This window comes from Ferruginibacter paludis, assembly GCF_030409685.1.
Lineage (GTDB): Bacteria > Bacteroidota > Bacteroidia > Chitinophagales > Chitinophagaceae > Ferruginibacter > Ferruginibacter paludis.
The window spans coordinates 409,995-434,839 of record NZ_JAUFQJ010000004.1; the positions used below are offsets into that span (position 1 = coordinate 409,995).

The 24,845-nt window shown below is 42.7% G+C and carries 19 protein-coding genes; 8 read left to right on the forward strand and 11 right to left on the reverse strand.

Annotated features, from left to right (window positions below; all coding sequences use genetic code 11):
• The first annotated feature begins 27 nt into the window (after nucleotides 1-27).
• The 5 genes from QWZ08_RS07505 to QWZ08_RS07525 all read left to right on the forward strand — a co-directional run bounded on the left by QWZ08_RS07505 (nucleotide 28) and on the right by QWZ08_RS07525 (nucleotide 4,742).
• On the forward strand, nucleotides 28-411 hold the full coding sequence (locus QWZ08_RS07505) for a hypothetical protein (RefSeq protein ID WP_290336690.1): 384 nt from the start codon (nucleotides 28-30) through the stop codon (nucleotides 409-411).
• Nucleotides 412-617: 206 nt separating this feature from the next.
• Nucleotides 618-1,019 (forward strand): putative quinol monooxygenase, encoded by a 402-nt coding sequence (locus tag QWZ08_RS07510; protein WP_290336691.1) that lies wholly within the window; start codon nucleotides 618-620, stop codon nucleotides 1,017-1,019.
• Nucleotides 1,020-1,125: 106 nt separating this feature from the next.
• Nucleotides 1,126-2,112, forward strand: coding sequence for an aldo/keto reductase (locus QWZ08_RS07515; protein ID WP_290336692.1), 987 nt, complete (start codon nucleotides 1,126-1,128; stop codon nucleotides 2,110-2,112).
• Between the two features lie 10 nt (nucleotides 2,113-2,122).
• Nucleotides 2,123-2,527 carry a (R)-mandelonitrile lyase gene (locus tag QWZ08_RS07520; protein WP_290336693.1) on the forward strand — a complete coding sequence of 135 codons (405 nt, stop codon included), beginning with the start codon at nucleotides 2,123-2,125 and terminating at the stop codon, nucleotides 2,525-2,527.
• Nucleotides 2,528-2,897: 370 nt separating this feature from the next.
• The gene (locus QWZ08_RS07525; RefSeq protein WP_290336694.1) at nucleotides 2,898-4,742 is read left to right on the forward strand and encodes a sensor histidine kinase; all 1,845 of its coding nucleotides are present in this window, start codon (nucleotides 2,898-2,900) and stop codon (nucleotides 4,740-4,742) included.
• Nucleotides 4,743-5,252: 510 nt separating this feature from the next.
• Here QWZ08_RS07525 and QWZ08_RS07530 read toward each other — a convergent pair.
• The 8 genes from QWZ08_RS07530 to QWZ08_RS07565 all read right to left on the reverse strand — a co-directional run bounded on the left by QWZ08_RS07530 (nucleotide 5,253) and on the right by QWZ08_RS07565 (nucleotide 17,411).
• Nucleotides 5,253-7,988 carry a family 78 glycoside hydrolase catalytic domain gene (locus QWZ08_RS07530; protein WP_290336695.1) on the reverse strand — a complete coding sequence of 912 codons (2,736 nt, stop codon included), beginning with the start codon at nucleotides 7,986-7,988 and terminating at the stop codon, nucleotides 5,253-5,255.
• Nucleotides 7,989-8,110: 122 nt separating this feature from the next.
• Complete coding sequence (locus QWZ08_RS07535; RefSeq protein ID WP_290336696.1) at nucleotides 8,111-9,646, reverse strand: ADP-ribosylglycohydrolase family protein; 1,536 nt, start codon at nucleotides 9,644-9,646, stop codon at nucleotides 8,111-8,113.
• A gap of 90 nt (nucleotides 9,647-9,736) precedes the next feature.
• On the reverse strand, nucleotides 9,737-10,420 hold the full coding sequence (locus QWZ08_RS07540) for a DUF2071 domain-containing protein (protein WP_290336697.1): 684 nt from the start codon (nucleotides 10,418-10,420) through the stop codon (nucleotides 9,737-9,739).
• A gap of 143 nt (nucleotides 10,421-10,563) precedes the next feature.
• Complete coding sequence (locus QWZ08_RS07545; protein ID WP_290336699.1) at nucleotides 10,564-11,073, reverse strand: hypothetical protein; 510 nt, start codon at nucleotides 11,071-11,073, stop codon at nucleotides 10,564-10,566.
• 70 nt (nucleotides 11,074-11,143) lie between these two features.
• Complete coding sequence (locus QWZ08_RS07550; protein WP_290336701.1) at nucleotides 11,144-13,312, reverse strand: outer membrane protein assembly factor BamB family protein; 2,169 nt, start codon at nucleotides 13,310-13,312, stop codon at nucleotides 11,144-11,146.
• A gap of 54 nt (nucleotides 13,313-13,366) precedes the next feature.
• The gene (locus tag QWZ08_RS07555) at nucleotides 13,367-14,425 is read right to left on the reverse strand and encodes a GTP-binding protein (protein WP_290336703.1); all 1,059 of its coding nucleotides are present in this window, start codon (nucleotides 14,423-14,425) and stop codon (nucleotides 13,367-13,369) included.
• Nucleotides 14,422-14,784, reverse strand: a complete 363-nt coding sequence (locus tag QWZ08_RS07560; protein ID WP_290336704.1) for an FKBP-type peptidyl-prolyl cis-trans isomerase — start codon at nucleotides 14,782-14,784, stop codon at nucleotides 14,422-14,424. The genes QWZ08_RS07555 and QWZ08_RS07560 overlap by 4 nt, the downstream gene beginning before the upstream one ends.
• Nucleotides 14,784-17,411, reverse strand: a complete 2,628-nt coding sequence (locus QWZ08_RS07565; RefSeq protein ID WP_290336705.1) for a GH116 family glycosyl hydrolase — start codon at nucleotides 17,409-17,411, stop codon at nucleotides 14,784-14,786. The genes QWZ08_RS07560 and QWZ08_RS07565 overlap by 1 nt, the downstream gene beginning before the upstream one ends.
• Nucleotides 17,412-17,759: 348 nt before the next feature.
• On the opposite strand from QWZ08_RS07565, the gene QWZ08_RS07570 reads away from it, so the two are divergent.
• On the forward strand, nucleotides 17,760-19,007 hold the full coding sequence (locus QWZ08_RS07570) for a GAF domain-containing sensor histidine kinase (protein WP_290336707.1): 1,248 nt from the start codon (nucleotides 17,760-17,762) through the stop codon (nucleotides 19,005-19,007).
• A 192-nt stretch (nucleotides 19,008-19,199) separates the two neighbouring features.
• Here QWZ08_RS07570 and QWZ08_RS07575 read toward each other — a convergent pair whose 3' ends face one another.
• The gene (locus QWZ08_RS07575) at nucleotides 19,200-19,394 is read right to left on the reverse strand and encodes a hypothetical protein (RefSeq protein ID WP_290336708.1); all 195 of its coding nucleotides are present in this window, start codon (nucleotides 19,392-19,394) and stop codon (nucleotides 19,200-19,202) included.
• Between the two features lie 474 nt (nucleotides 19,395-19,868).
• Between QWZ08_RS07575 and QWZ08_RS07580 the strand changes: the two genes are divergently transcribed.
• Together QWZ08_RS07580 and QWZ08_RS07585 are read left to right on the forward strand one after the other, a co-directional pair.
• A complete protein-coding gene (locus QWZ08_RS07580; protein WP_290336709.1) occupies nucleotides 19,869-20,303 on the forward strand; it encodes a DUF6526 family protein in 435 nt (144 codons plus the stop codon).
• A gap of 43 nt (nucleotides 20,304-20,346) precedes the next feature.
• The gene (locus QWZ08_RS07585) at nucleotides 20,347-20,805 is read left to right on the forward strand and encodes a DUF1810 domain-containing protein (RefSeq protein WP_290336710.1); all 459 of its coding nucleotides are present in this window, start codon (nucleotides 20,347-20,349) and stop codon (nucleotides 20,803-20,805) included.
• Nucleotides 20,806-20,818: 13 nt separating this feature from the next.
• Here QWZ08_RS07585 and QWZ08_RS07590 read toward each other — a convergent pair whose 3' ends face one another.
• Nucleotides 20,819-23,902, reverse strand: a complete 3,084-nt coding sequence (locus QWZ08_RS07590) for a PVC-type heme-binding CxxCH protein (RefSeq protein WP_290336711.1) — start codon at nucleotides 23,900-23,902, stop codon at nucleotides 20,819-20,821.
• A gap of 216 nt (nucleotides 23,903-24,118) precedes the next feature.
• Entirely contained in the window at nucleotides 24,119-24,799 is a 681-nt protein-coding gene (gene cmk, locus QWZ08_RS07595) for a (d)CMP kinase (RefSeq protein ID WP_290336712.1), read from the reverse strand.
• Nucleotides 24,800-24,845: the final 46 nt, after the last annotated feature.

The following is a 24,845-nucleotide window of genomic DNA, read 5'->3' on the forward strand; positions in this document are numbered from 1 at the left end:
TCATAACCAACTGCTAAATACTACAAAATGAAAAAGCTACATTCAATATTAACTACAACACTTTTATTGGTTTTATCATTTTGCGCAAGTGCCCAAACTAAAACCGGCGCTGCCTACTTTGAGGGTAAATGGAATGTACTCGTAAAATCACTTCCACAGGGTGATACCAAAATGTTTTTTACACTCGACAAAAAAGATGCTTCATTGACCGGTGCGGTACAGGATAGTACGGGAAAAGAAATTGCAAAACTTGATAAGGTAGAGTTAGCAGACACGACTGTCACCGTTTATTTTTCTGCCCAGGGTTACGATGTAAACCTGGTGATGAACAAAAAAGATGACGACCATGTAACTGGTTCGCTTATGGGCATGTTTGATGCAGAAGGCGACCGTGTGAAAGTGGTCAAATAAACAACCCTTATATTATCTTACAACAGCCCTTTGTAATCACCAAAAGATGAAGAGGGCTGTTTTTTGTACTGGAGCAAATACAATCAGCCACATTAATCCAGGCATTGTGACTGGCATTTCTTTAAAAAACATACTGCTATTCTACTAAAACAAATACGGTAACTACGATCTCCTTTTTACCTGGAAATACAAAAAAATAACGAAAGATGAAAAATGATGTAAGGTGTTACTCACCACCGGCGTTTATTTTGTGTATCATAGCATTGTTGTTGAGTGCTCATGCCCTTGCACGGGAAAAAAGGCAGATGGTGCGGCTGGCAAAAATCGCGGTCGATTCTGCACACCTTGAAAGCTATAAGGATTTATTGACAGAAGAAATAGAAGCATCGGTTCGCCTGGAACCAGGCGTACTAACCTTATATGCAGTTGCTGAAAAAGAACATCCAACACATCTTACCATTTTGGAAATTTATGCTGACACAGCCGCCTACAAAACCCATTTACAAACACTGCACTTTATAAAATACAAAACGGGCACAAAAGAAATGGTCAAATCACTTGAGCTCATAGCAGCCGATCCCCTTGTGCCCGGGATGAAAATAAAATGATAAAAAGAAATACAACCTGTTTGATTTTTATAACAAGTTGTTTCTTTTTTATCATGCTATGGCTTTACGGCTTTGTAACTTTGCTTTATTATTTAAACGAATGATTATGAAAAAAAGAATACTGGGTAACACCGGCCTGCAGGTTTCTGCCATCGGCCTGGGTTGTATGGGCATGAGCTTTGGTTATGGACCTGCGGCTGATACAACGGAGATGATTGCACTGATCCGTTCCGCCGTAGAGCAGGGCGTTACCTTTTTTGACACTGCGGAAGTATATGGCCCTTTTACAAATGAGGCACTGGTTGGTGAAGCGCTGGAACCGTTTAAGGGTGAGGTTGTAATTGCCACTAAATTCGGGTTCAATATTGTGGATGGAAAAATGGCAGGCGTAAACAGTCGCCCGGAGAACATCCGCAAGGTGACTGAAGCGTCGCTGAAAAGGTTGCGGTTAGATGTGATTGATTTGTTGTACCAGCATCGGGTGGATCCCAATGTGCCGATTGAAGATGTGGCCGGTACAGTAAAAGACCTGATTCAGGAAGGCAAGGTAAAACACTTCGGTTTGTCAGAAGCTGGTGCCAGTACAATCCGCCGTGCGCATGCCGTTCAGCCCGTTACAGCGTTGCAGAGCGAATACTCACTGTGGACAAGACAGCATGAAAAAGAAATCATTCCTACGATAGAAGAATTAGGCATTGGTTTAGTGGCATTCAGTCCGCTGGGTAAAGGTTTTTTAGCCGGTAAAATAGATGAGACTACCCAATTTGCTGAAGGCGATATCCGTAATATGCTGCCACGTTATACAGAAGAAGCACGTGTTGCCAATAAAGTGTTACTGGATTTACTCGGTCAGTTTGCAGCCAAAAGAAATGCGACTACCGCCCAGATTGCATTGGCCTGGGTACTGGCGCAAAAGCCATGGATTGTACCTATTCCGGGAACAACAAAGCCACATCGCCTGGCAGAAAATAATGGCGCAGCTTCCATTGAATTAACAAAGGAAGAATTGCTGGAAATTGAAACAGCTTCTGTACAAATACAAATAACAGGTACCCGTTACACAGAAGCTATGGAAAAATCCACCGGCTTATAAAAATTAATTTATGAGTGAAAATGACAAGGCTATTTTCCCGAGAGGTGAAAAAACGCCTGTTGAATATTTTACCGGAACTGCCTGGCTGAATACCCTTGTTCCGAAAGATGAAACAGGCAGTTATGCCATTGGAAATGTAGCATTTGAACCCGGTTGCAGAAACAACTGGCACACCCATCCGGCCGGGCAAATTTTGCTGGTGACAAGCGACAAAGGATTTTACCAGGAAAAAGGAAAGCCGGCAAAGCCGCTCGCAACAGGCGATGTAGTGGTAATTCCATCCGGCGTTGAACACTGGCATGGTGCAACAAGGGATAGCTATTTTACCCATATTGCCATCACCAATATTAAAGCAGGCGTTGCAGTAAATTGGTTAACGCCGGTGCCCGATGAAGAATATAACCGTGTCCACTAAATCCATAATACTTACTCAACCGTTGCGCCGGTTACTGTATGGAATAGATGATTGGATCCCAAAAGAAAAATTGTCAATCTTTATTGCCGGTAATACCGCCTCTCCGGAAAATAAAATGCGGTCTGAACGCTTATTTTATATCCTCAGTAAGTTTAAATACTTCCGGGCAAAACCGGCTATAGCAGTTAAGCTATTGCGCTTTATTTTAAATCAGCCACCCTCCATACGGATAAATACGGTCCTGCTTCTTTTTAAAATAAGCAGGGCAAATACTAAAAGATGCTATTGATTTTTATCATCTTTGTACCTGCCCACTATCATACCTTAAACTATTACCTGGCCCTACTTTTAGTTAAAGCATTTATCTAAAATGAAATCAATCAACAAGGGCAAAGTTCCTTCCCCGGTACATCAGTCTGTTGAAATGGTACAAATGCTGTCGGCCTACCAGGCCGCTGTAAATGAAGCTGCTATTGTATCCATCACGGATATAAAGGGAGACATTGTATACGTCAACGAGATGTTTATCAGGGTATCAAAATATAGCGCTGAAGAGTTGTTGGGACAAAATCACCGGTTGGTCAACAGTGGTTATCACAAAAAGGAATTCTTCCGGCACATGTGGCAAATGATCGCCGCCGGCAAGGCCTGGCGTGGTGAAATAAAGAATAAAGCTAAAGACGGAACTTACTACTGGGTTGACACTGTCATTACACCTATCGTTGACCAAAACGGCATCATTTTTCAATACCTCTCTATCCGCAATTTGATTACGGCGCAAAAAGAAAATGAAGCAAGACTGCTGCAGGTTCAACACGAAATATTAAAGCGGACAAAACAATTGAAAGACGCACAACGGGTTGCTAAAACAGGCAGTTGGTACCTGGATGTATCCGGAGATAACCAGTTGGAATGGTCTGACGAAACTTATCATATTTTTGAAATAGCTCCCGGGACGAAAATGACTTATAATAAATTCCTGGAAGCGGTTCATCCTGACGATAGGAATTTGGTAGACAAAAAATGGGAACAGGCTTTGAAAACCGGGAGATATCATATTGAACATCGCATTATAACAAAAAGTGGTGAAAAATGGGTGAACGAAGAAGCCCGGATTGAATTTGATAAAAAAGCAAATCTTAAAAGAGCCCTCGGTACTGTGCAGGACATTACCGAAAAAAAGAAAATAGACCATTCGCTCCGGGAATCAGAGCATCTTTATAAAACACTTTTCAATACCAGCCCTTTTGCAGTTGGCATAGTAGATAAAAAAACGATGCAGTTTTTAGAGGTCAATAAAACTGCTATTAAACTGTATGGATATTCAAGAGCCGAATTCCTGAAATTATCCCTTTTTGACATCCGTGTGGAAGAGGAACATGCAAAACTAAAAAATCAATTGATTAACAATTATGCAGGTGACCGGTCGATACGGAGCCATAAAAGGAAGAATGGTGACATCATTCAGGTAGAACCCACCATCACTCCCATGACTTACAGGGGCCACAATGTGTATTTGATTACCATCACCGATATAACAGATAAACTGAGAATTGAAGATGAATTAAACCTGTCGAAATTAAACCGGCAAAAGGAAATTATTGAAGCGGAAGAACGCAGCCGTTCCCAAATTGGAATGGAATTACATGACAATGTGAACCAGTTGCTGGCAGCGTCACGGCTTTATATCCGGCAGGTGAAAACAAGCTCCGGTAAAAACGAAGGCTTTATTAAAACGGCATTGGATATACTTGGTGTTGCGCTTGAAGAAATCAGAAAATTATCTGCTTCGCTTGTTGCGCCTACACTCAGTAATAACAATTTAAAAGAATCCATTGAAGCACTTTCAAAAAGCTATCCGTCAGGGAATGCAAAGATTCAACTACATTTAGCACTGAACGAAGCTGCCATTCCCGAAGGTTTAAAAACCAATATTTATCGCATTGTACAAGAGCAATTCAGTAATATCATCAGGCATGCGGAAGCTACAAAAATCAGCATTACAGTCCAGCAGTCTGCTGATTCAATAGCCGTAGAAATAACGGATAACGGAAAAGGGTTTGATTTACAAACGGCCAAAAGAGGCATTGGGCTTAACAATATAACGCACCGTGCCGAAGCATATGGGGGCAGGGTATGCATTGATACCGGCATTGGACAGGGTTGTAAAATAAATATCTGGTTTGATATTTTGCCGGTGGGGGGAAATATATAAGTTGCCTTTTCTTCCGTTTCTGGTTTCCCCTTCTTCCCAAATTTTAAAGTTCCCAGGCGATATCTCTTCAAAGTCTAAACCAACAATCAGAAAGAATAGTTAAGAAGGACTCGCCATAGATTGGGAAGGGAAACACAAATATTATTAGACGAAATCATTAAAGTGCTGTCCCGTCTAAAGTGCAAGAGTTGTAAACAAATAAACTGCCCTGATAGGTGGCGAGTCCTGCAACTTGTGCTGGTTATAGGACTAAAATAACTTGTGCAGAGACTTCGCCTGAGAAGTTTTTGAATTGAAGACCGGGAACAAAAGAACTGAGCTACATTCTATATTGTTGCATTAGTAACGCCTGGCATCAGGACAGGAGTTCTGCGTCAGATTGAGATTGATAGATTTCTTTAAAAATACGCTATAATAATTAAGCATTTCTTTAAGCGCCTCACGCAGCGTATGCTCACACCTAACGACACTTTTTATAATGGATATATTGAATCAAAAATTTCTACATACTTACTCTCCCACCCTAAAAAAATACTCACCCGAACCTACCTCCACCACCGCACAGCCCTGCTCGTAACGTGCAACAGTTACTTTACTGGCACCTTCCATCACAACTGCATTTTCTTTACAGGGTACATAAACCAATGCGGTTGTATTGACGGGTATTACTGCATGCAATGCAAAGCCATTACTGCTTTTTTTCCAGTCACTTAAGATAGTGCCATACATGCATTGGTAGCTGCCCTTTGCCCGGGTAAGGTCGCTGACAGGTTGAGGATGGATAATAATTTTTTGAAAGCCGGGTGCGGCAGGATTAATGCCCAGCAGGGAACGGTAAAACCATTCATCTACCGAGCCAAACATAGGATGGTTTTGCGAATAGACGGTGCCGGTGGGCGCCCAGGTTTCCCATAATGTGGTGGCGCCATTGGCCAGCATAAAGCCCCAACCCGGAAAAGTTTTTTGATTGGCGATGGTATAGGCAACCTCATTGCGGTCGTTTTCCCTTAAAACATCAAACATCATTTTAGTAGAAAATATGCCGGTGGATAAATGCATGTTGTGCCTTGCATATTCGCTCATCAGCACCGCCAGCGCTGAATCTTTTTCAGGTGCCAGGCCATACCACAGCGCCAAAGTCTGGGCACTTTGCGTGGCATTGTCAAACCGGCCTGTGTTGCGCACATTGTATTTGCTGATGATGGCTTCTTTGATGTTGCGGGCCAGCTTTGCAAATTTCACCGAATCATCCTGTTCATGTAAAATGCCGGCAAATTCTTCGGCCAGTTTTGCATGGTGATAATAAAAACAGGAAGCGCTGAAGGCATCAGGTTTGGTATCGAGTGCTTCGTGATCGCCAATGTCCCAGTAAAATAAATCGTCTTTTGCTTTTGATTGCAGAAATTCCATTTGCTTCATAAAAGCCGGGTAATTATTTTCGATGACTTGTTTATCTCCATAAAAATCATACAACTGCTTTTGTAAAAAAGAATAACCCAGCTCCCATCCCATCGGGCCGGAGTCGCCGCCATAGCCCCTGTCTGCAATACCGGTAAACGGCGCTATCTCTGTAATGCCGCCATCAGGCTGTTGTTCATTGGCAAAATCCCTTACGGCTTTGGTATAAAAATTTGCCATGCCGTAATTATAAATAAATGCGTTGGAGCTTACCACCATATCGGCGCCATAGCCCATCTTCTCCCTCGCCGGGCAATCAGATTGCACACTGAATATATTGCTGAGAAATGTCCACTGAATTACTTTATGCAGTTGGTTAAACATTTCGTTGGAACAACTAAAATCGCCCTCCTGTGCTACATCGCTGTTCATGCGCATACCTTCAATATCCGCCAATGTTGGTTTGCCCGGCCAGCCGGCAATTTCCACATAGCGAAAGCCATGAAATGTAAATTGTGGTTGCCAGGTTTCCGTACCGCTTCCTTTTAGAATATAACCATCTTCCTGCCAGGCAATATCCGGCGCACCGGGGCCACCGGCGCCGGGGCTTTTTAACTGGGTCGCAACGGAGGTCATAAAATTCAATCTGCCGTCCGGCCACACATCTTCGCCAAGCCGCATCGTTATTTTGGTTCCCTTTGGCCCCTTTACTTTAATGCGTGCAACGCCGGCAAAATTCTGCCCCATGTCAACAATAAAAGTATCCTTACCCTGCTCATTAATCTTTACCGGCCGGATGATTTTTGTAATCCTGATGGGCGGCGCTATTTGCGCTGTTAATATGCCTGAAGGGCCTGTAGTAATACTTGCATTTTTCCAGCCGGCCTTTCCAGCGCCAATGGTATTCCAGTTTTTTTGTTCCAGCCTGGCGTCATACTTTTCACCGAGGTATACATTGTTGTGTATCACAGGGCCGGGCGCTGTCTGCCAACTATCATCAGTATTGATTGTTTGCTTTGTACCATCAGTATAGGTGATATGAATTTCTGCCAGTACGCATGGCCGGCCGGTCTGCTGAATTTTACGCAGATCGAATCGACCGAAGATGCGTAGCGGCAGAGGGTTCCACCAGCCGCTGCCAAGCATGATGCCTGCTACATTGTTTCCTTTTTCCAGCATCGCTGTAACATCGTACACCGAATATAGCACCTGCTTTTTATAAGTAGTAAAGCCGGGTTCCAGCACGTGATCGCCGATCTTTTTACCATTTAAAAATGCTTCATAATAACCCAGCCCGCTGATGTACAACCTGGCACTGGCAATTTTTTTGCCGGCCGCGAATTCTTTTCTCAGCAATGGCATGCGGTCTTCTTTATAATAGTCTTCATCCTTTGCCGGGTTCTTACTATCATCACTGATCCATTTGGCCGTCCAATCAGTTGCGCTGAGTATGGCTGTTTCAAAAGAATTGATGTCACTCCAGCCCGATGCTTCATTGTTTTGGTTGACCACTCTTACACGCCAGTAATATTTCGTAAAAGACTGCAGCCGCTTGCCGGCATACTCCACCTGCATACTTTGCGCCGAAATAATTTTGCCGGTTGACCATTGATCGCCTTTGCCCTGTTGTAATTCCTGCATCTGATCGCTTACAATAATTTCATAAGCTGACTGCAACTGGTTTCGTTCCGTGCTGTTCATTGTCCAGCTAAAGCGGGGTGTCTTTGTATCAATCCCCAATGGGTTGACCATGTATTCGCAGGTAAGTGTAGCTGGCTGTAAAGGCGTTGCATGGCTTGTTATCAGCAAAAGGCAACATAAGATTGTGAGGGTTAATACTTTTTTCAACTGCTTTATTTTATGCATCAAAATTTGAAAGATTAATTAAGGACCAGGCACGGGACGATTACTCTCAACTCATTACTGCCTATTCACTATTGGCTATTCACCACTCACCATTCACCACTCACTTATCTCTTATTAGCCAGCAATCCGTTCACAGGCTTATCAGAATACACTATTACCTCACCTGCATTAAAATTAAATTCCTTAGACGGGTTTACTATTTTCAACTGCACTTTGTGTTTTCCTTTTGGAAGATCGTATTTCCAGCAAAGTTCATGACGGCGTGTTGTGTAGTTGGCGGGCAGTTCCGGCGATTCCACCAGCTTGTCGTCAATAAATAATTGGGTAGAAAAAACGAAATCCGTTGTGCTTGCCCAGGCAGCGGTCTCTCCTTTTAAAACAAAGCCCGTTCCTTCAAATTCAAAGTTCAGTGCATCCTTAGCATCTGACCATTTTACCGGAATTTTTGTAACGGGGTAAATACCATCAAATGATTTTTCCATCTTTACCGGCTTCGGTGATTGCACTGCAATAGTAATATTGTCACCATTTATTTTACCGCCGTTTCTTTCTATATTCTGCAACGCATGTTTTAAGCCGGTGGTGTACACGTTCTCCAGGCTCATGGTAGTGTATTTAAACGGAATATTCTCCGCTTCCTTTAAACCCATTTTCCAGTAAGCTGGTATTTTATCATAACCCATGATGGCGCCTAAAATTCCGCCGGCTGTTGATGGATTACAATCCGCATCCTGTCCGCAACGGGTGGCTATTTCCAGTGTTTTTGTAAAGTCTTTTTCTCCATACAGTAATCCCATTACCACATAAGCCGCATTCACTTTTGCATCAATATTAAACGGTGCAAATACCCCATCCGGGCAACCGATATCATTGGCCCATTTCTTTTGTACTTCCAACCAGGTTTGTTTCCATTCTGCCGGATATTTTTTATGCCAGCCAATCACATCGTTGATGCACTGGTAAAATTCACTTTGTTTTGGAATGGTTTTTAACGCCTCACTCACCACATAATTAATATCGTTGGAGGTAAAGGCCATCGAATACATCGCACCAACGAATACACCGCCATACCAGCCATCTCCATAGTTCATGATGTGACCAATTTTATCGCTGATGGCAGAAGCGGTATTGGGCATACCCGGGCTCATCAGGCCCGCAAAATCTGCTTCAATCTGGTAGTCGATACAATCTGCATGCGGATTATTTTTCCATTGCCCGCACATGGGCGCCTTCATGCCATGCAGGATATTATAACGGCCGGCCTGGTTAGCATGCCACAGCGCATAACCGGCGTGGGCAAAGGCATTAGCAAAAGAATCTAGCGGTGCATCCAGCCCGTATTTTTCAAACACATCTACAAAGGTCAGGTCCATATACAGGTCATCATACAAACCGGGGTTGTTGAGCATGGTGTTTTTTAAATAGCCATCATACCATAACAGCGATTGATAATCGCCAATAAAAGTACCGTCAAAACGAAACTCATACGGTCCGCCGAAAGTTACACCAATTGTTTGTCCGGCCCAGCCGCCACGGATTTTATCATTCAGTTTTTCTTTTGAAAGGGTGATTGTTTTTATTTGAGCAAAAGACTGAATCAGCAATAAACAACAGCAGATAGCAAAGGCAATTTTTTTCATCTCATATTAATTTACTAATCGTTAAAAATATCGTATGGTTTAAATCACAAGCCATTAAACGCACTGACTTTTCTTTCCCAACGAATGCCATTAGTATTTCACCCGGGTCATCAAAAGCGCATTATCAAACTGAACCGCCCCTTCGGGAAAATTATTCCTATTTTCAAAATAACTTGATTGAACAGCTGAAACTTGCAGCGGTTCCACTTTCCAATTTAGTGTTTTAAGTTGAAGTCCGTCGTATTGATCCCCATTGGGAGAATACCCTGTATCACCACCTTGAAAAAAAGCGGATGCATTTTCAAGGCTTCCAAAAATTGAATCAGTATTAAATGCCTTTGCTTGCTTTGCATCAATTGAAAGAGAAGTGCCGTCCTCGCTTTTAAAAGCAACATGAAAATTACCGTTCGATTCTTTTACATCATATTGTGCATAAAAATGACGGCCCGGAAAAAGGCGGCCACCGGCAAAGCTGTTGATACGGGATGAAGTATCTCTTCTTGGGATAAATACACCTTCCTTCAAAACTGCATTGTCTGTCCATTCAACAGCAATTCTATGGGCGCCATTTTCTGAAGAGATACCCGTAAAATAAGGGAACCCTTTTGGCCGCATATGTTTAAGCCTGATCAGACAAATACCAACAATCGCTTTGCCCTTATATATTTTGGGGCTGAAAGGTGGCGGAATTATTTTGCCGATAATACCAGGGTCAACCGTAAAATTTACCAGTATTCTTCTTTCAATAATCCCTTCTACTGTTGGAATCTTCATTATTCAGATTTAAATGGTTTCAATTATTTATAAGATTTCCTTTTTAATCCGGTGTGATATTTATTGACCGTAAGGGAAGTCATTTTAAAATCCAATACCGAACTTACCTCCGGAAACTTCCAACTATTAAATGTATAGCTATTCTACTGTTTAATTGGTGGAAGATAATCGATGATTGTTCCAACTGGCTCCCCTTTTATAAAATTAAAAATGATTCCGTTAAATAGAATAATCAAAATGATGACAGCTGCAATATTTACCAACGTTGTTATTTTTACTATTTGTTTCCAGGTAGATCTTCGTTTTAGTAAAAGCAAGTTAATTGAGCCTTCAATTATTAAAGTCGCTAATAAAATTAAAGGAAAACTTACCAGATAATTAAATAAATCCTGCGTGCCAATTATTTTAACCCAGGGAATCCATACCAACATAATGTGCCCGCCATTCAATGCAACGGAAATAAAATATTCGATAAAGTATCCAATGATACTGGAGATAATAATAACACCAACTATCCTGGAGTCAAAAGTTACTTTTTTTAAAATCCTGGATGCAATACAACCTTTAAATATTGCGGTCATCAATAAAAATATAAATGGATAAGGTGTCCAGAAATAGTCCTTAAAGGTCACCCTAAAAACGTCTTCAATCATTGGTATTTACGTTGTTTTTAACCAAGGTTATACTTTAACTATTTTTGAGGGCTGGCAACCAGCGCCTATACTATTTGTCAGGCAATGCATAAGCCACATAACTATCGCCGGAGGCTGTATTCATTTTACCGCCCCCGCAGGCAATTACAATAAACTGTTTGCCGTTGATTGAATAAATGGCGGGTGTTGCGTATGCAGGAACAGGTAAATCGACTTGCCATAATAAATTGCCATCCCGCTTATTGTAAGCACGCAATTTGCCATCCTTTGCTGCGGCTATAAATAACAGTCCACCGGCGGTAACCACTGATGCACCATAGCTTTCAACGCCTGTAGGTTCTTTGGCGTTTGAAAAAGCAGGATCATTGCCAAAAGTTTTTTTCCATACATATTTACCAGTGGAAAGATCAACTGCATTTAAAGTTCCCCACGGTGGCGCAATGGCCGGCAGCCCCTCTTTACTTAAAAATTTATTGTACCCCGTAATTGTATAAGGCAGTTTAAAGGGATCATTCTTTTTAGCAGCTGCGGTATCCACAAACTTTTTATTTTGCTGTGGTTGCAGGTTCAATACAAAAGAGGCGATGGCATTTCTTTCCACCATGTCCAGTTGTTTAAATGCGGGCATCATCCTGCGGCCACTCTGTATGAGTGTATCGAAAGACGCTGCGGTGTATTTTTTTTCTACGTTGATAAGAGAAGGAAAATTGCCGGAGCCTTTTCTTTCCGGACCATGACAGGTCATACAGTTGGAGCGATACAATCTTGTGCCGGCTTCCAGGTAATTCTCTGCTTTGACAGGAATGTTTTTGATGTCTACCGCCTGAATTACCCAGGCCATTTCATTTGCATTTACGTACAATAAACCCGTGGTTGGATCAAAGGTTGGGCCGCCCCATTCTCCTCCACCATCAAGGCCTGGAAACACAATTGTTCCCTGCAAAGAAGGTGGGTTAAACATGTTATCATTTTTATAGGAAGCCCATCTTTTTTTAACCTCGTTGTAAGATGAATCGGGCAGCAATGGATTGAGGTCTTTTTCTGTTACGAGCTGGCGCATAAACGGCGCAGGTGATGACGGCACCGGTTGCGTAGGCGATAATTTTTCTCCTGCCAAATCGCTTTGATTAGGTACAGGTGTTTCAACAATTTCGTTAAGAGATTTTCCACTGACCCTGTCAAACAGAAATATAAAACCAGACTTTGTAGTGACAGCCAATGCATCTACTTTTTTACCTTCCCTTGTGATGGTTACCAGCATGGGCGGCGAACTTAAATCCCTGTCCCAAACATCATGGTGCAGCGTTTGAAAATGCCAGCGCAATTTGCCTGTTGCAGCATCCAGTGCTAATATAGAATTTGCATACAAATTATTGCCCGTTCTTCTGCCACCATAAAAATCATAGCTGGCTGAACCGGTGCAGGCGAAGACAATGCCTCTTTCTTTATCCATACTAAAACCGCTCCACACATTGGCGCCACCAATAAAATGATGTGCTGTACTGTCGTCCCAACTTTCATAACCAGCTTCCCCCGGGTGTGGTATGGTATGAAATATCCAGGCTCTTTTACCCGTCTTAATATTGAAGGCACGGATATGTCCCGGTGCAGCTGCGGCTCCTTCATCCACCCTTGATCCCATAATAATGAGATCATTAAAAACAATACCAGGCGTTGTGGAGGTGATAAAAAGATCCTTCACATCCCTGTCCAGCCCGTCATGCAGGTCTATCTTTCCATCTTGCCCGAAACTCTTTACCAGTTTGCCATTCAGCGCATTCACACTATAAAGGTTACTGCCTGCAGTGTACAAAATGCGCTTGTCTTCTTTTCCATCCGTCCAGTAAGTAACCCCGCGGCAGTTGTTCAAAATAAAAAACATGCGCCTGTCGCCATTCAACGAATCAAAGGGATTGAACTGCCATTTTTCTTTACCCGTAACCGCATCGATGGCAAACAATTTCATGTTGGGCGAAACGCCGTACAACAAACCATCAATCATAATCGGGTTGCATTGCATCTGCGAATGATTGGTCGTGTCTACGCCGCCGGCATGATACTCCCAGGCCAGTTTTAATTGCGTAACGTTGCTGGTGTCAACCTGTGTGAGTGAAGAATAATGAATGTTGGCATCAGAGCCTTTGTATTGCGGCCAGCCGCCATCGTTATTTTTTGTGTTACAACTAATGGCTGAAATTATTACCAGGCAATAAAACAGCTGCGCATTGATTTTTTTCATTTACAAAATATAGATTAAGAGAAATTTTTTTGTTAAGAAAAGTAGTCAGGCGTTTCACAATCTGTATAATGGTTTTGGATAACCCGGCTGAAAGGCAGACTGGCTACAAACAACTATTTTACATCCGTATATTTTTTCAATTTCCTTTATAGCCGCTGACACCTGTTGCAGGATATTTTCAGCATCTGTTTGTACCCTTGCGTTTATGAGTAGAGTGGCCAATGTTGATGGCGTTTTTTTTAATTTCACCGTAGGGTCCTTATCATTGGTAAAACTAATTTTATCTGTTGCATTGATAAGAAACTTTAAATGACCAATGGCATATTGTTGCCCGGTTATTTTTTTATTAATCAAATTGACCAGGTCTTCAGCCTGCTGCAATGCATTGTTATCACTGCTGTGAATTTCAAGTTCCTGGTCGAGCCAGCCAAGTTTTGCTTCACCAGCTGCATAGGTATCGTAACTGATATCCAGTGATGCCAGGCTGCCGGATGAATGATCATTATTTACCGTGCCGATCCATTGCCGGATATCATTTTCATCCAGTGAATTCTGATACAATATAATTTTAGCCGGATATTTTTGTTGCATCAAAACCTTTATTTCAGCAAGTGTTGTTTGATCAGTGAGATCAGTTTTATTAACCACAATAATGCCCGCTTCTTCCAGTTGTTTTAAATAAATGTAGTTTACCGTTTCATCAAACAAATTCGTTCCTCCATTCAGCATGAGCTGCAACAGCCGTACATCTGCAAAGGCAGAAATGGTTACCTGCGCTGCAGGATAAAATTGCAGTAAGGGCTTTACAACCGTGGCAACAATGTCGGTACAGGAACCAACCGACTCTGCAAAAATTACGGCTGTATTATTTGCGGTAACAAGCGATTGAATGCTGCTGTCCAGTGCAGCGAAATTACAGCAAAAGCATCCTCCTGTAACCTGGCGGCCCGGGATGCCGGTACTTTTAAAAGAATCTCCATCTACAAGTTTAATTCCCTGGTCGTTTGTAATAACACCTGTATGGATGTCGTGCTGCAGCAGCGCCTTCGCAGCTGCCTGCATGGCTGTAGTTTTTCCACCGCCCAAAAACCCGCTTAACAAATGAATTTTCATTGTACATTTTTATGTTGGTGTACTTCTGTATAACAGTCACAATCGGCATCACACAATGTAACCGGCAATTGGACCGGGTAGCCTAATAACAATTCTTCGCTGGATGCTGCATGCACATCATCCACTATTACTTCAAAAATAAAACTGCGCTCTGTTAAACCAGCTTCAGCAGATAAATGCACAGTTTTTTTATCGCCCGTCTTTAACCCTTCCAATTGCCGCTGCAGTATTTCCAAAATACCAGTACCGCCGTGCAAATAAGCAACAGGTTGGCCCTGCATGGTATTTTCCAATACTTCGCCTTCCTCATTTTCCATGATGTACCGGATAGATACCACGCAATTTGCTGCTACTTCCATTATGCATGCATTTGTTTACCGCTTACCATTATTTTGCTGACATCTATTTTTCCGAATACGACATCCACAGATACTTTGCCGGCTTTTAATGTGACTGTTCCAAAGCCGGTTTCAGTTGATAAGAAAGAAGTAAAGTCGCCTATTTTAGAATCTACAAACAAGGTTTTATCAACGCCATCATACCGAACGCCGGTGAGCGCCTGCAGGTAACCATAACTTGATAAGGCCCGTGCATACCAGTGCCCGCATTCGTACTCGTTGAAAGGGTTTCTTACACGGCCATCGTAGCGGTCGCGGGAGGCCCGCAAAACCTCCAATCCTTCTTTTACATGGCCCATCAGCATTAAGTGCGATGCAACCTGGTGCTCTATACCCGTCCATACTTCATCGCTGTATACGAAGGGCAAAGATAATTTTCCACCCTTGGGCCAGGTACATAACAACAAACCACCTTCCTCACCAGCCGCATAGGCGGGACGTTGCGGATTGGCATGTTCACTTAAATTATCTTTTAAATTGTATTTATGAATGGCTTTTAAATGGCTTGCAATTTTTGCCTGGTCAATCGTGTCTTCGAGGCCACACATACGGCCAATCCATGCACCCAATATGCCATCAGACAAACAACCTTTGCCATACTGGTATTTCGGACCTTCCTTATCCAGCAACTCTCTTGCTTCCGCCGAGTATTCGCCGCCAAATGATTTTTCCGTGGCTGGATTTTTTGCATTCAACCCCTCTACCTTTATCTGCTGGATAAAATATTCACCATCATACAAAGCGGTTTCCATCATTTTTTTGGCGCTGCTGTGTAACTGCTGGTAAGCTGCGGTATCTTTCCCTAAAAATTTCCCCATCTCAATGGTGGCCTGCAAGGCGCCCACATAAAAGCTGGTGTGCATGCCGTCGGGGCCCCAAAATTCTATGTCATAGGTATTGTGGTGCGGTTCTTCAATAACACCCACATGTCTCGGATCCCACGTAGCAATACAGTAGTCCATACTTTTTTGCACCATGGGAAATATTTTTTTAAGCCAGCCGGTATCACCACTTACCCGCCACTCCCTGTACACTTTCATAATGCCTCCCAACTGTCCATCGGCAGCCGAATGAAACTCATGGGTAGCAGGCTTGATGGGCAAGACTGCCCTGAAATTCTGATGGCCTTTTTCGTCCTGGCTTTCGCAGAATTCTGTGTTGCGTAAGCTTCTTTCGAGGGCAGGAAACAGATGGGCTACAGCCTGCGTATAATTCCATACATGCGTGCAGCTTCCATGGCAGCAGCCACCATCATCGCCACAGCCCTCCCAGTTCCATAAGCGGCCATCATACTGGCGCATCATGGTAGGTGATTTTAAAATAGTGAGGTTAGCTGCCACAGCTTCTATCACTTCCGGTGGCAATGTGCTTGCATAAAAAGCTTTTGTAAACAGCAATGAATTTTTTTTCAACGCTTCGTATTGCTGTAACCAGTGCGCAGCAACTTCCTCCACATTTTTAAACCGGCTGCTGTACCAGGGTTTGTAAAACTTACCATCAAAATCATGATCATATTTATCCAAACCTATATCAGCGGGTGAGTTACAGCAACCTGAGGCCGGATCGCAATTTTCTTTTCGTTTACCGACATCACCAAAAGTTAAATCAGAGTCGGGGGTGTACCAGGCCATCATCACCCGGATTGTTTTTTCTTTACCCGGTGCGATGGAAAAGGGCACATACAAAGAAGCTCCCGGCGCATCTTTTTCAACTGGTGCTACGGATTTCACCTCGCCTGTTTTCACCGTGTTCCAGGCCATGGTTAACGGATCCCACCAGCCACCCCTGAACCAGCAATGGTCAACTATTGTAGCAGCATCATCTGTAAAAATGGCAAAACTGGATGGTTGTGGCTTTTCTGTTGTGCCAGCTTCTGTTAAAGCAAATCCATGTTCCAAAGAATTGATCGCATTCCTGCCTTCATCTATCTTTAAAAAATTTTTTGAGTTAAAAGAAAAAACGGCCTCTGCCGTGGTTTTGCCTGTGTTTGTAAACTGGTATTCCATTGCGGCAACAGGCAAGCCCGATTGATCATCTTCCGTTGGAACGAAAGGACTCCAGCCAGTCAATTTTATTTTAAGCGGGACATCATTATCACTGAGATCAATATGACCAAATGGAAACCGGGTAGTAAAGCTGGCATGATGAAAATGAGGCAACCCGATGGTAGCGCCTTCTGAACCATTGCCCGCACTGCGCTGACCAAATTTCTTCCAATCGGGTACCGGCCCTTCCAACAATTTAGCGCCGTTTTTTAACCCCTTAACCGATATAGCTGCAAACATGCTGGGAGTATGAAATATTTCGGGCCTGTTGCGTACCGACATATGAGAGATAGCACCTGTACCTTCCATACAAAACATACCTGCACCGAGGCCGCCCAAAGGAAACGCCACCCTGTTAAGGTTTGCACCCTGGTACGCAGTGTTGTACGGCCTGCCATTTTTTTGCGGCGCTTGATTTTTGCCAGGTTCATTTTCGGGCTGTACGTCGCTGGCGGTAGCAAGACCTGCCGGCAGAATAGCAGCACTGATGCTGCCCATGCTTACATTTTTAATAAACGAGCGGCGCCCTGATTTTTCTTTCATATTTAGCAGTATCGTTTTTTGAAAATAAAAGTTAAGAATAAAATTGATTGCAGCATGCCGCTAATCGAATATAATTTGAATGAGCAGGTAATTTAATGGCTTTTAGCGAGTGAACAGAACTATGCTGTACTATGCTGCCTTATAAAATACAGGTCTACGCATAATTAGAGCATTCGTAACAACTTGTTTGAATTTAAAAAAGAAATTACTTAATACTTGCTTTGATAATTTGCACCATGAAATTTTTTCTTTCCGGGATGCGATAAGAAATAACAGGATGATTTCTGCGTCAGAATCCTCTGCGGATATAGTTTTCAACATATTCATTCTATTTTAAAAACAGTGATATTGGGAGTTTATTTGATGTATTTTGCAGCCAAAGAAAATCCAATGGTTACGACGAATCCCGGCGATGAGATTCAAAAAGATATTGATGCAATCGGGCGTATAGAAATTGTGCCTTCTTTACTGGAAGTTATTTGCCGTACCACGGGTATGGGCTTTGCCGCGATAGCACGGGTAACGGATGACAAATGGGTGGCCTGCAGCGTACGGGATGAAATACTGTTCGGGCTGGAACCCGGCGGCGAGTTGACTTTGGAAACAACCATCTGCAATGAAATAAGACAAAATAATCGGCCCGTGATAATCGATCACGTGGAGAAAGATGAGCATTTTTCCCGCCATCCCACACCGATGATGTACGGCTTCCAAAGTTATATTTCCGTACCTATTATCCGCAGAAATGGCTCTTTTTTCGGCACCCTTTGCGCCATTGATCCAAAACCGGCAAAGGTGAACAACACCGAAACCATCGGCATGTTTAACCTGTTTGCTGAACTGATTTCTTTTCATTTAAACGCGATAGAAGAACTTGCATTCAGTGAGGCTAAACTCAAAGAAGAACAATGCCTGGCGGAAGTGCGGGACCAGTTTATCGCCATCCTCGGGCACGATTTGCGCAACCCTATTTCAGCGATCATGATGAGTGCCGAATTACTGGCAGCATCCAAATCAGAAGAGCAAATAACAAAGTCTATCAGCATTGTAAAAAACAGTGCTTACCGCATGTCGGGCCTGGTATCCAATATCCTTGATTTCGCAAGGGGCCGCCTTGGGCCTGGTATTACGCTGGAATACAAAAAAGATGCACGCCTGGCAGACATACTTAGCCAGGTTATTTCCGAACTGCACACGGTTTATCCGGACAGCATCATTGAGACTAACTTTGATCTCAATCATTTTGTTGAATGTGATGGCAACCGCATTGCGCAATTGGTCTCTAATCTTTTGAGCAATGCCATCGCTTACGGCAGGGAACATACCCCCATCATTGTACATGCAACCAGTAATGAACAAAGTTTTACCCTGTCCGTTGAGAACTATGGCAATGAAATTCCGGCTGCAACTGTCAGCCAGATTTTTCAACCTTTCTACCGCGGTAACGACCATTCCGGCAAAAAAGGTTTGGGACTTGGTTTATATATTTCCGCCGAAATTGCAAAGGCACATGGAGGTAATTTATCCGTAACCTCTTCAAATGAAACTACTTTCTTCACCCTGCAAATGCCGGTAGAAAAGCCTGTTAGTAAATGATGGAGCAAACAGGATTTTTTTCCGGTCGCTTTTAAATCTCTCCAAAAAAATTTATAAGGTAGTTCCGGAAGAACGTTTGTCGGGTAGAAATTCACATGCTTTTACTCCATCCTCTTCAAACTAAAAACAGGCAAACAATTATCGTAAACCGCTTGCCTGTTTGGATGAAATTGTCATTTTAATACTACTTTGTTATCGCCGCATTGAACCGGTGTCCGTACTCATCTTATTCATTGATGTGTCGTGCATGGAAGTATCCATTTTGTTACTATTGGTTCCAATTGTTGTATCACCGTTACGTGTGTTGGCACTTGTACCGTTTGTGCACGCTGCCATGCCGATTGCAAGAATGCAACCCAGTAAACCTGTTTTCAAAATTTTCTTCATAAAATAATTTTTAGTTTTAAAGTTATTTGTTGAAGCTACCAATAACGATACCACAACCATCCCTGGCAGTACCCGCGATTTCCTGAAAACATGGTCCATTGTGTATGATCGCCTTTCAACAAAATATTTTACATCCAATGTCCGTGCGTCCGTTGTTGGTCACATTTTCCTCATTTGTGAAAATTCATTCGCATTCATTCACAATATTTAAAACGGTTTTAATCTTGCGTAATAATGGCTGATTGATGGATAACTGATTAAAGTATCCGCTTTAAAACATGCAACAATTTCAGCAGCATTACTTACCAGGTAGCAGAAAATTTGAGGTGAGAGAAAGGATACTGGCAGTGGTTTTGCATAGAATCTTTTAACATAAAAGAGATAATTGTAGTTAACCGCAAATGCCCGGTTGCTAACGGTGTAAAAAATGTTATTTTCGGTTGAAGCCGTTAATAACAAAGACGGTATTTATTTATGAAACAGCAATACAGCAATCACAAGAAATATTATATACCGCATCATTTTATTTTTTTACCGATGATGCTGGCATTTATCATTCTCGGCATTTGCCAGTCTTTTAAGGATGCGGTACATCAACTGGAATGGACACTCTTCAGTATCCTTTCTTTTTGCATTTTTTATTTAGCGATTATGCTGCGCCAGCATTATGCATTGGGCAATCAAAACAGGATTGTTCGGCTGGAGTTCCGGCTGCGTTACCTGGAATTATTTGGTGAACGTTCGAAGAAGGTAGAAGACCAACTTAGTTTCAGCCAGATAGCTGCATTACGTTTTGCAGCTGACGATGAATTTGCTGTTCTACTGGATCGTGCCCTTAAAGAAAAGCTCAGCGGAGATGAAATAAAAAAAGCGGTTAAAAACTGGCAGGCAGATAATATGCGGGTGTAATCCTGGCACCTATATTCTGTTCCGTACCTGACTATTTATAACTATGGAAGATACAAACAATTTTAAGCACGCAGATAAATTTGTCTTGAGTCGTTTTATAAGAGCACAGGCCCCTGTCTATGCCACTGTGTTGAAGGAATTGAAGGAGGCTAAAAAAGTCTCCCATTGGATGTGGTTTATCTTTCCACAGGTTGCAGGCTTGGGAAGCAGTGACACCTCCGTATTTTACTCAATAAAAAGTTTGGAGGAAGCCGCTGCTTACCTTGCCCATCCTGTACTTGGTAAAAGACTGATCGAATGCAGCACGATTCTTTCTGCGATAAAAAATAAAACCGCGTACCATATTTTTAGCAGCCCGGATGATCACAAACTGCGATCCTGCATGACCCTATTTTCTTTGTTACCAAATGCACCAGATGTATTTGATCAGGTATTAGGCATTTATTTTAAAGGCCAGAAAGATCAACTTACTGTTGGCATTGTACAACGTATGAAGGACTAACGAACTTCAACAACTATGCTTTCTTTTTCAACTGTGATAAATATTCAAGCAGGTTGGCCATATCCTGCGCCGACATGTTATTATATAAACCTTCTGTCATCATCGACTGCTTCATTTGAGTCCTGGTTTTTACATCGCTTGTTTTTAACTGCTGGTGACCGCCCCCCGGGAATTTGATGTCGATATCTGTTTCAGTTTTGCTGGCAATGATCCCGGATAAGGTAGAGCCATCTTTCATTTTCAGCTCCCACCCTTCATATCCAAAACCAATGCCCGCAGATGGATGCACAATAGCTTCCAGCAAGCCCTCTTTCGGAAGCTTTGATCCAATCTCACTTAGCTTAGGACCAAAATCGTAGCCTGTATTATTTACCTGGTGGCATACATTGCAGGTGGCAGTAAATATTTTTTTACCATCGTCTGCATTTGCTCTTAATGCAGTCAGCTGCTGCATGGTTGGTGCAGGTTTACTGGTAATGCTTTTACCATTATCAGGCAGGTAAGTGGCTGCTTCCGTACGCACGACTCCACGCCATGCGCCGCTTACACTGGCTACCACATCCGGTATTAATTCAGCAGGTACTTTCTTTGCTTTTAAGATAGCCAGCACCCGGTCTTCACCACTGCCACTGTTGCCAATTTTATGGGCAGCCTGTTGTCTTAATGCTAAAGAATATGTTTTAGATAAGGCAATTGTTTGAAGCATATCGATTGATTCTTTGCTACCCACGCCTGCCAGTGAAAACAATAAACTATTTTGCTGAACTGTATCGCTGCCGTTGATCACTTTCCATATCAGGGGGCTGCCTCCCAGTTTAACCAGGAGTCCTGCAGCGTTTCTCCCAACACCATCACCTGATTTATCAATGGCCAACTTAAGTAAATTATTGTTTTGAGATTTAACGGCATACCGGCTCACCAGTTCAATATATTCAGGTGTTCCATTGATAGATTGTAATACGCTGTCAAGTGCTTGTTTGGCAATGGTTGATTGCATGACAGTTTTGATGTCAAGCGCATGCAACACCAATTTATCCAGCGCCATGTCGTGCTCACTGTTATCTTTAATCATGGCAAGCAGCAAAGTGGATTTCGCCGGACCGGGATTAAAATCAAAGGCACGAAAATATCTTAACCTGCTGTTCAGTGGCTTTGTTTTATCAGCAGCAAGCGTAGCAATATAAGGCACCGCTTTTTCCGTACGTGCACGCCAAACAATATCCCTGGTTGCTTCGCTCTGCAATGGATCTTTTACTTTAGCAACCCAGGCTGTAAAGAAAGCATCCCATTGCCTGTCGGCACCGATGCCCAAAGCTTCCAGGTACCACCTGTCTTTGCCATCATACTTTTCAGCAAGCGTAGCCCAAAACTGGTCGGCCTCAGGAAGTTTAACATGGCGCAACGCCAATGCGCATTCCCTTCTCACCGCAGCGCTGGTATCATTTACCAAAGAACGTACAACACCAATGATATCCGCCTTAATTTCAATGGTTGCCCGAATGGCAGCAATACGCATGTCAGGATTGGCAGATGTTACAGCCTGCTGTATGTACTTCTCTCCTTCTCCGGGCATCTTTACCAACAACCAGAAAGCTCTTGCCCGCATCCGCTGATTGTCTGCAGAAGTCCAAAGCTTTTCTAAACCGGGAATGGCTGCTTTGCCCATTTGCTGCAGCGTTGTAAAAGCGTGATACCTGACTGATAAATTAGGATTTTGCAATCCAGTAAGTGCTCCCTCTGCAGTGCTGTAGTCCTGCTTTGGAATAGTGTACTTCGATGCCGGAGGAGCGACTCTGTATATTCTTCCTCTTGTCTGATCACCTGCTGCATGGCCGCCCACGCCAGGGTCATACCAGTCAGCAACAATCAGTGAACCATCGGGTGCCACAGTTAAATCTGCCGGGCGAAACCATTGGTCTTTATCTCCTTTTAATACATTTACAATTTCTGCTGTGTAGCCTGCACCATTTGTTTTAACCGGGTAAGCCCTTACCACATTCGGACCAGCATCCGTATGTATCATCTGGTTGCGGAACTGCGCAGGCAACAGTGCTCCTTCATAAATAACCATGCCTGTTGGCGATCCGGCAAATGTTTGCAACAGGTTGGGCACTTCTCCCGGATCATTGAGATGCCAGTGTTTCAACGGAATGGAGTCTTCCATATTGGTACGACTTGACTGCCAGCCGGCACCCGTCATCTCATCAGTATAGCCATAGTTACCATACTGCATCACATAATTAATGCGTGTGCCGCGGTTGCCATCATCATCATTGTCGCTCTGCCATAAAGTGCCATAGCTGTCAACAGCAACCTCATAGGGATTGCGAAAATTGTTACCTAAACATTCTACATGAGAACCATCCATATCGCATCGGAACACCATGCCCTGTTTGTATTTTTTCGGGCCGATTACATCGCCATCCTGGTCCATAACATCCTTACCATTTTTATCTTTTAAAGTATGCCCCTCATTGCCCATATTAAAATATAATTTTCCATCCGGTCCAAATGTAAAAGCATGCACGCCATGATCGTGCTGTTCACCGCCAATACCTTTGAACAACACTTCTTTTCTGTCGGCTTTATCATCGCCGTTGTCATCATACAATACCCATACATACGGGCTTTGAGAAACTATAACTTTATTACCCAGCACACAAATACCCAAAGGTGCATTTAAGGATGGATCCTGGTAAAATATCTTCGCTGTGTCTGCCTTGCCATCACCATCGTTGTCCTGCAAAATCATGATGCGGTCGCCCAATGGATTTGTCGGGTTGCCATTGATTGCCGGCCTGTAGTTATACGCTTCGCAAACCCATACCCTGCCCTTTTCATCCACGTCAATATTGGTTGGGTTTTTTAACATGGGCTCCGTTGCAAAAGCATGCACTTCCAAACCATCTACAATGGTGAGTCCTTTCAGCGCATTTTCAGGCAAATGTTTTTGTTCTTCTGTAAGTCCGGCTGTGTCTGCTTTAGCAGCTGGCTTTACTTCAGTAACAGGGCTGTTGTTATTGCAGGAGCTAAAGGCAATTATAAGTATGGATAAAAAAAGAAAATAAGCACTATGGCGCAGGTCGCTTTGTTTCATTGTTCAAATGGCTTTAATGGAGTGATGCAATTGTTGTGTAATCTAAGAAATGCAGGGCATTAAATGTTAAAAAGACAAAACATTTTGTAAAATTCAAACCTGGCAATTTCATAAAAGCATTTTAGAAACCATAATAGGTTTTATTTATCCTGACTTTTAAAAAAACTGCTGAACCCAAACGGACTCAGCAGTTTTTTTATTTTACTAAAATTTATTTTACTGGTGTTTTATCTTTTTCAATAAATCAAGCGCATGTTTTAATTGCTGCTCCATACTAATGTTGGTATTATCTATAATCACGGCATCATCTGCCTTTCTCAAAGGACTTACTTCCCTGTTGGAATCAATGTAGTCACGCATTTCAAGATTGTTCTTTACTTCTTCAATGGTGATGTTGGGATTTTTTTCATACATCTCTTTGAACCTTCGTTCAACACGTACGGCAATATCCGCCGTCATAAAAATCTTCAATGCGGCGTCCGGAAATACAGTTGTACCGATGTCTCTTCCATCCATTACGATGCCTTTCTTTTTACCCATTTTTTGTTGCTCTGCCACGGCAAATGAACGCACTTCTTTTATCGCTGCCACTTCACTTACCTTTTCTGCAATCACCAAATCCCGAATCAGGTATTCCACATTCTCTCCATTCAAAAATATTTCTGACTGACCTGATTTTTCATTGGGCTGAAACTCCAGTGAAATATTTTTCAACGCATCTTTTACTTCAGCTGTATCTGTCCAGTCGATGTGATGACGCAAAAAATACAAGGTGATGGCACGGTACATCGCACCACTGTCAATATACACATAGCCCAACTCTTTTGCCATTTGTTTTGCCAGCGTACTTTTTCCGCAGGATGACCAGCCGTCTATGGTTATCACAATCTTTTTCATTGCTGCAAAAGTCAGTCAAAAAACCGATCCTTCAAAAGAAAAATTG

What these genes read in the sequence shown, in the direction of transcription:
- QWZ08_RS07505 (WP_290336690.1), top strand. Translation starts at nt 28, where the DNA reads ATGAAAAAGCTACATTCAATATTAACTACAACACTTTTATTGGTTTTA.
- QWZ08_RS07510 (WP_290336691.1), top strand. Translation starts at nt 618, where the DNA reads ATGAAAAATGATGTAAGGTGTTACTCACCACCGGCGTTTATTTTGTGT.
- QWZ08_RS07515 (WP_290336692.1), top strand. Translation starts at nt 1,126, where the DNA reads ATGAAAAAAAGAATACTGGGTAACACCGGCCTGCAGGTTTCTGCCATC.
- QWZ08_RS07520 (WP_290336693.1), top strand. Translation starts at nt 2,123, where the DNA reads ATGAGTGAAAATGACAAGGCTATTTTCCCGAGAGGTGAAAAAACGCCT.
- QWZ08_RS07525 (WP_290336694.1), top strand. Translation starts at nt 2,898, where the DNA reads ATGAAATCAATCAACAAGGGCAAAGTTCCTTCCCCGGTACATCAGTCT.
- QWZ08_RS07535 (WP_290336696.1), bottom strand. Translation starts at nt 9,646, where the DNA reads ATGAAAAAAATTGCCTTTGCTATCTGCTGTTGTTTATTGCTGATTCAG.
- QWZ08_RS07540 (WP_290336697.1), bottom strand. Translation starts at nt 10,420, where the DNA reads ATGAAGATTCCAACAGTAGAAGGGATTATTGAAAGAAGAATACTGGTA.
- QWZ08_RS07545 (WP_290336699.1), bottom strand. Translation starts at nt 11,073, where the DNA reads ATGATTGAAGACGTTTTTAGGGTGACCTTTAAGGACTATTTCTGGACA.
- QWZ08_RS07550 (WP_290336701.1), bottom strand. Translation starts at nt 13,312, where the DNA reads ATGAAAAAAATCAATGCGCAGCTGTTTTATTGCCTGGTAATAATTTCA.
- QWZ08_RS07555 (WP_290336703.1), bottom strand. Translation starts at nt 14,425, where the DNA reads ATGAAAATTCATTTGTTAAGCGGGTTTTTGGGCGGTGGAAAAACTACA.
- QWZ08_RS07560 (WP_290336704.1), bottom strand. Translation starts at nt 14,784, where the DNA reads ATGGAAGTAGCAGCAAATTGCGTGGTATCTATCCGGTACATCATGGAA.
- QWZ08_RS07565 (WP_290336705.1), bottom strand. Translation starts at nt 17,411, where the DNA reads ATGAAAGAAAAATCAGGGCGCCGCTCGTTTATTAAAAATGTAAGCATG.
- QWZ08_RS07575 (WP_290336708.1), bottom strand. Translation starts at nt 19,394, where the DNA reads ATGAAGAAAATTTTGAAAACAGGTTTACTGGGTTGCATTCTTGCAATC.
- QWZ08_RS07580 (WP_290336709.1), top strand. Translation starts at nt 19,869, where the DNA reads ATGAAACAGCAATACAGCAATCACAAGAAATATTATATACCGCATCAT.
- QWZ08_RS07585 (WP_290336710.1), top strand. Translation starts at nt 20,347, where the DNA reads ATGGAAGATACAAACAATTTTAAGCACGCAGATAAATTTGTCTTGAGT.
- QWZ08_RS07590 (WP_290336711.1), bottom strand. Translation starts at nt 23,902, where the DNA reads ATGAAACAAAGCGACCTGCGCCATAGTGCTTATTTTCTTTTTTTATCC.
- cmk (WP_290336712.1), bottom strand. Translation starts at nt 24,799, where the DNA reads ATGAAAAAGATTGTGATAACCATAGACGGCTGGTCATCCTGCGGAAAA.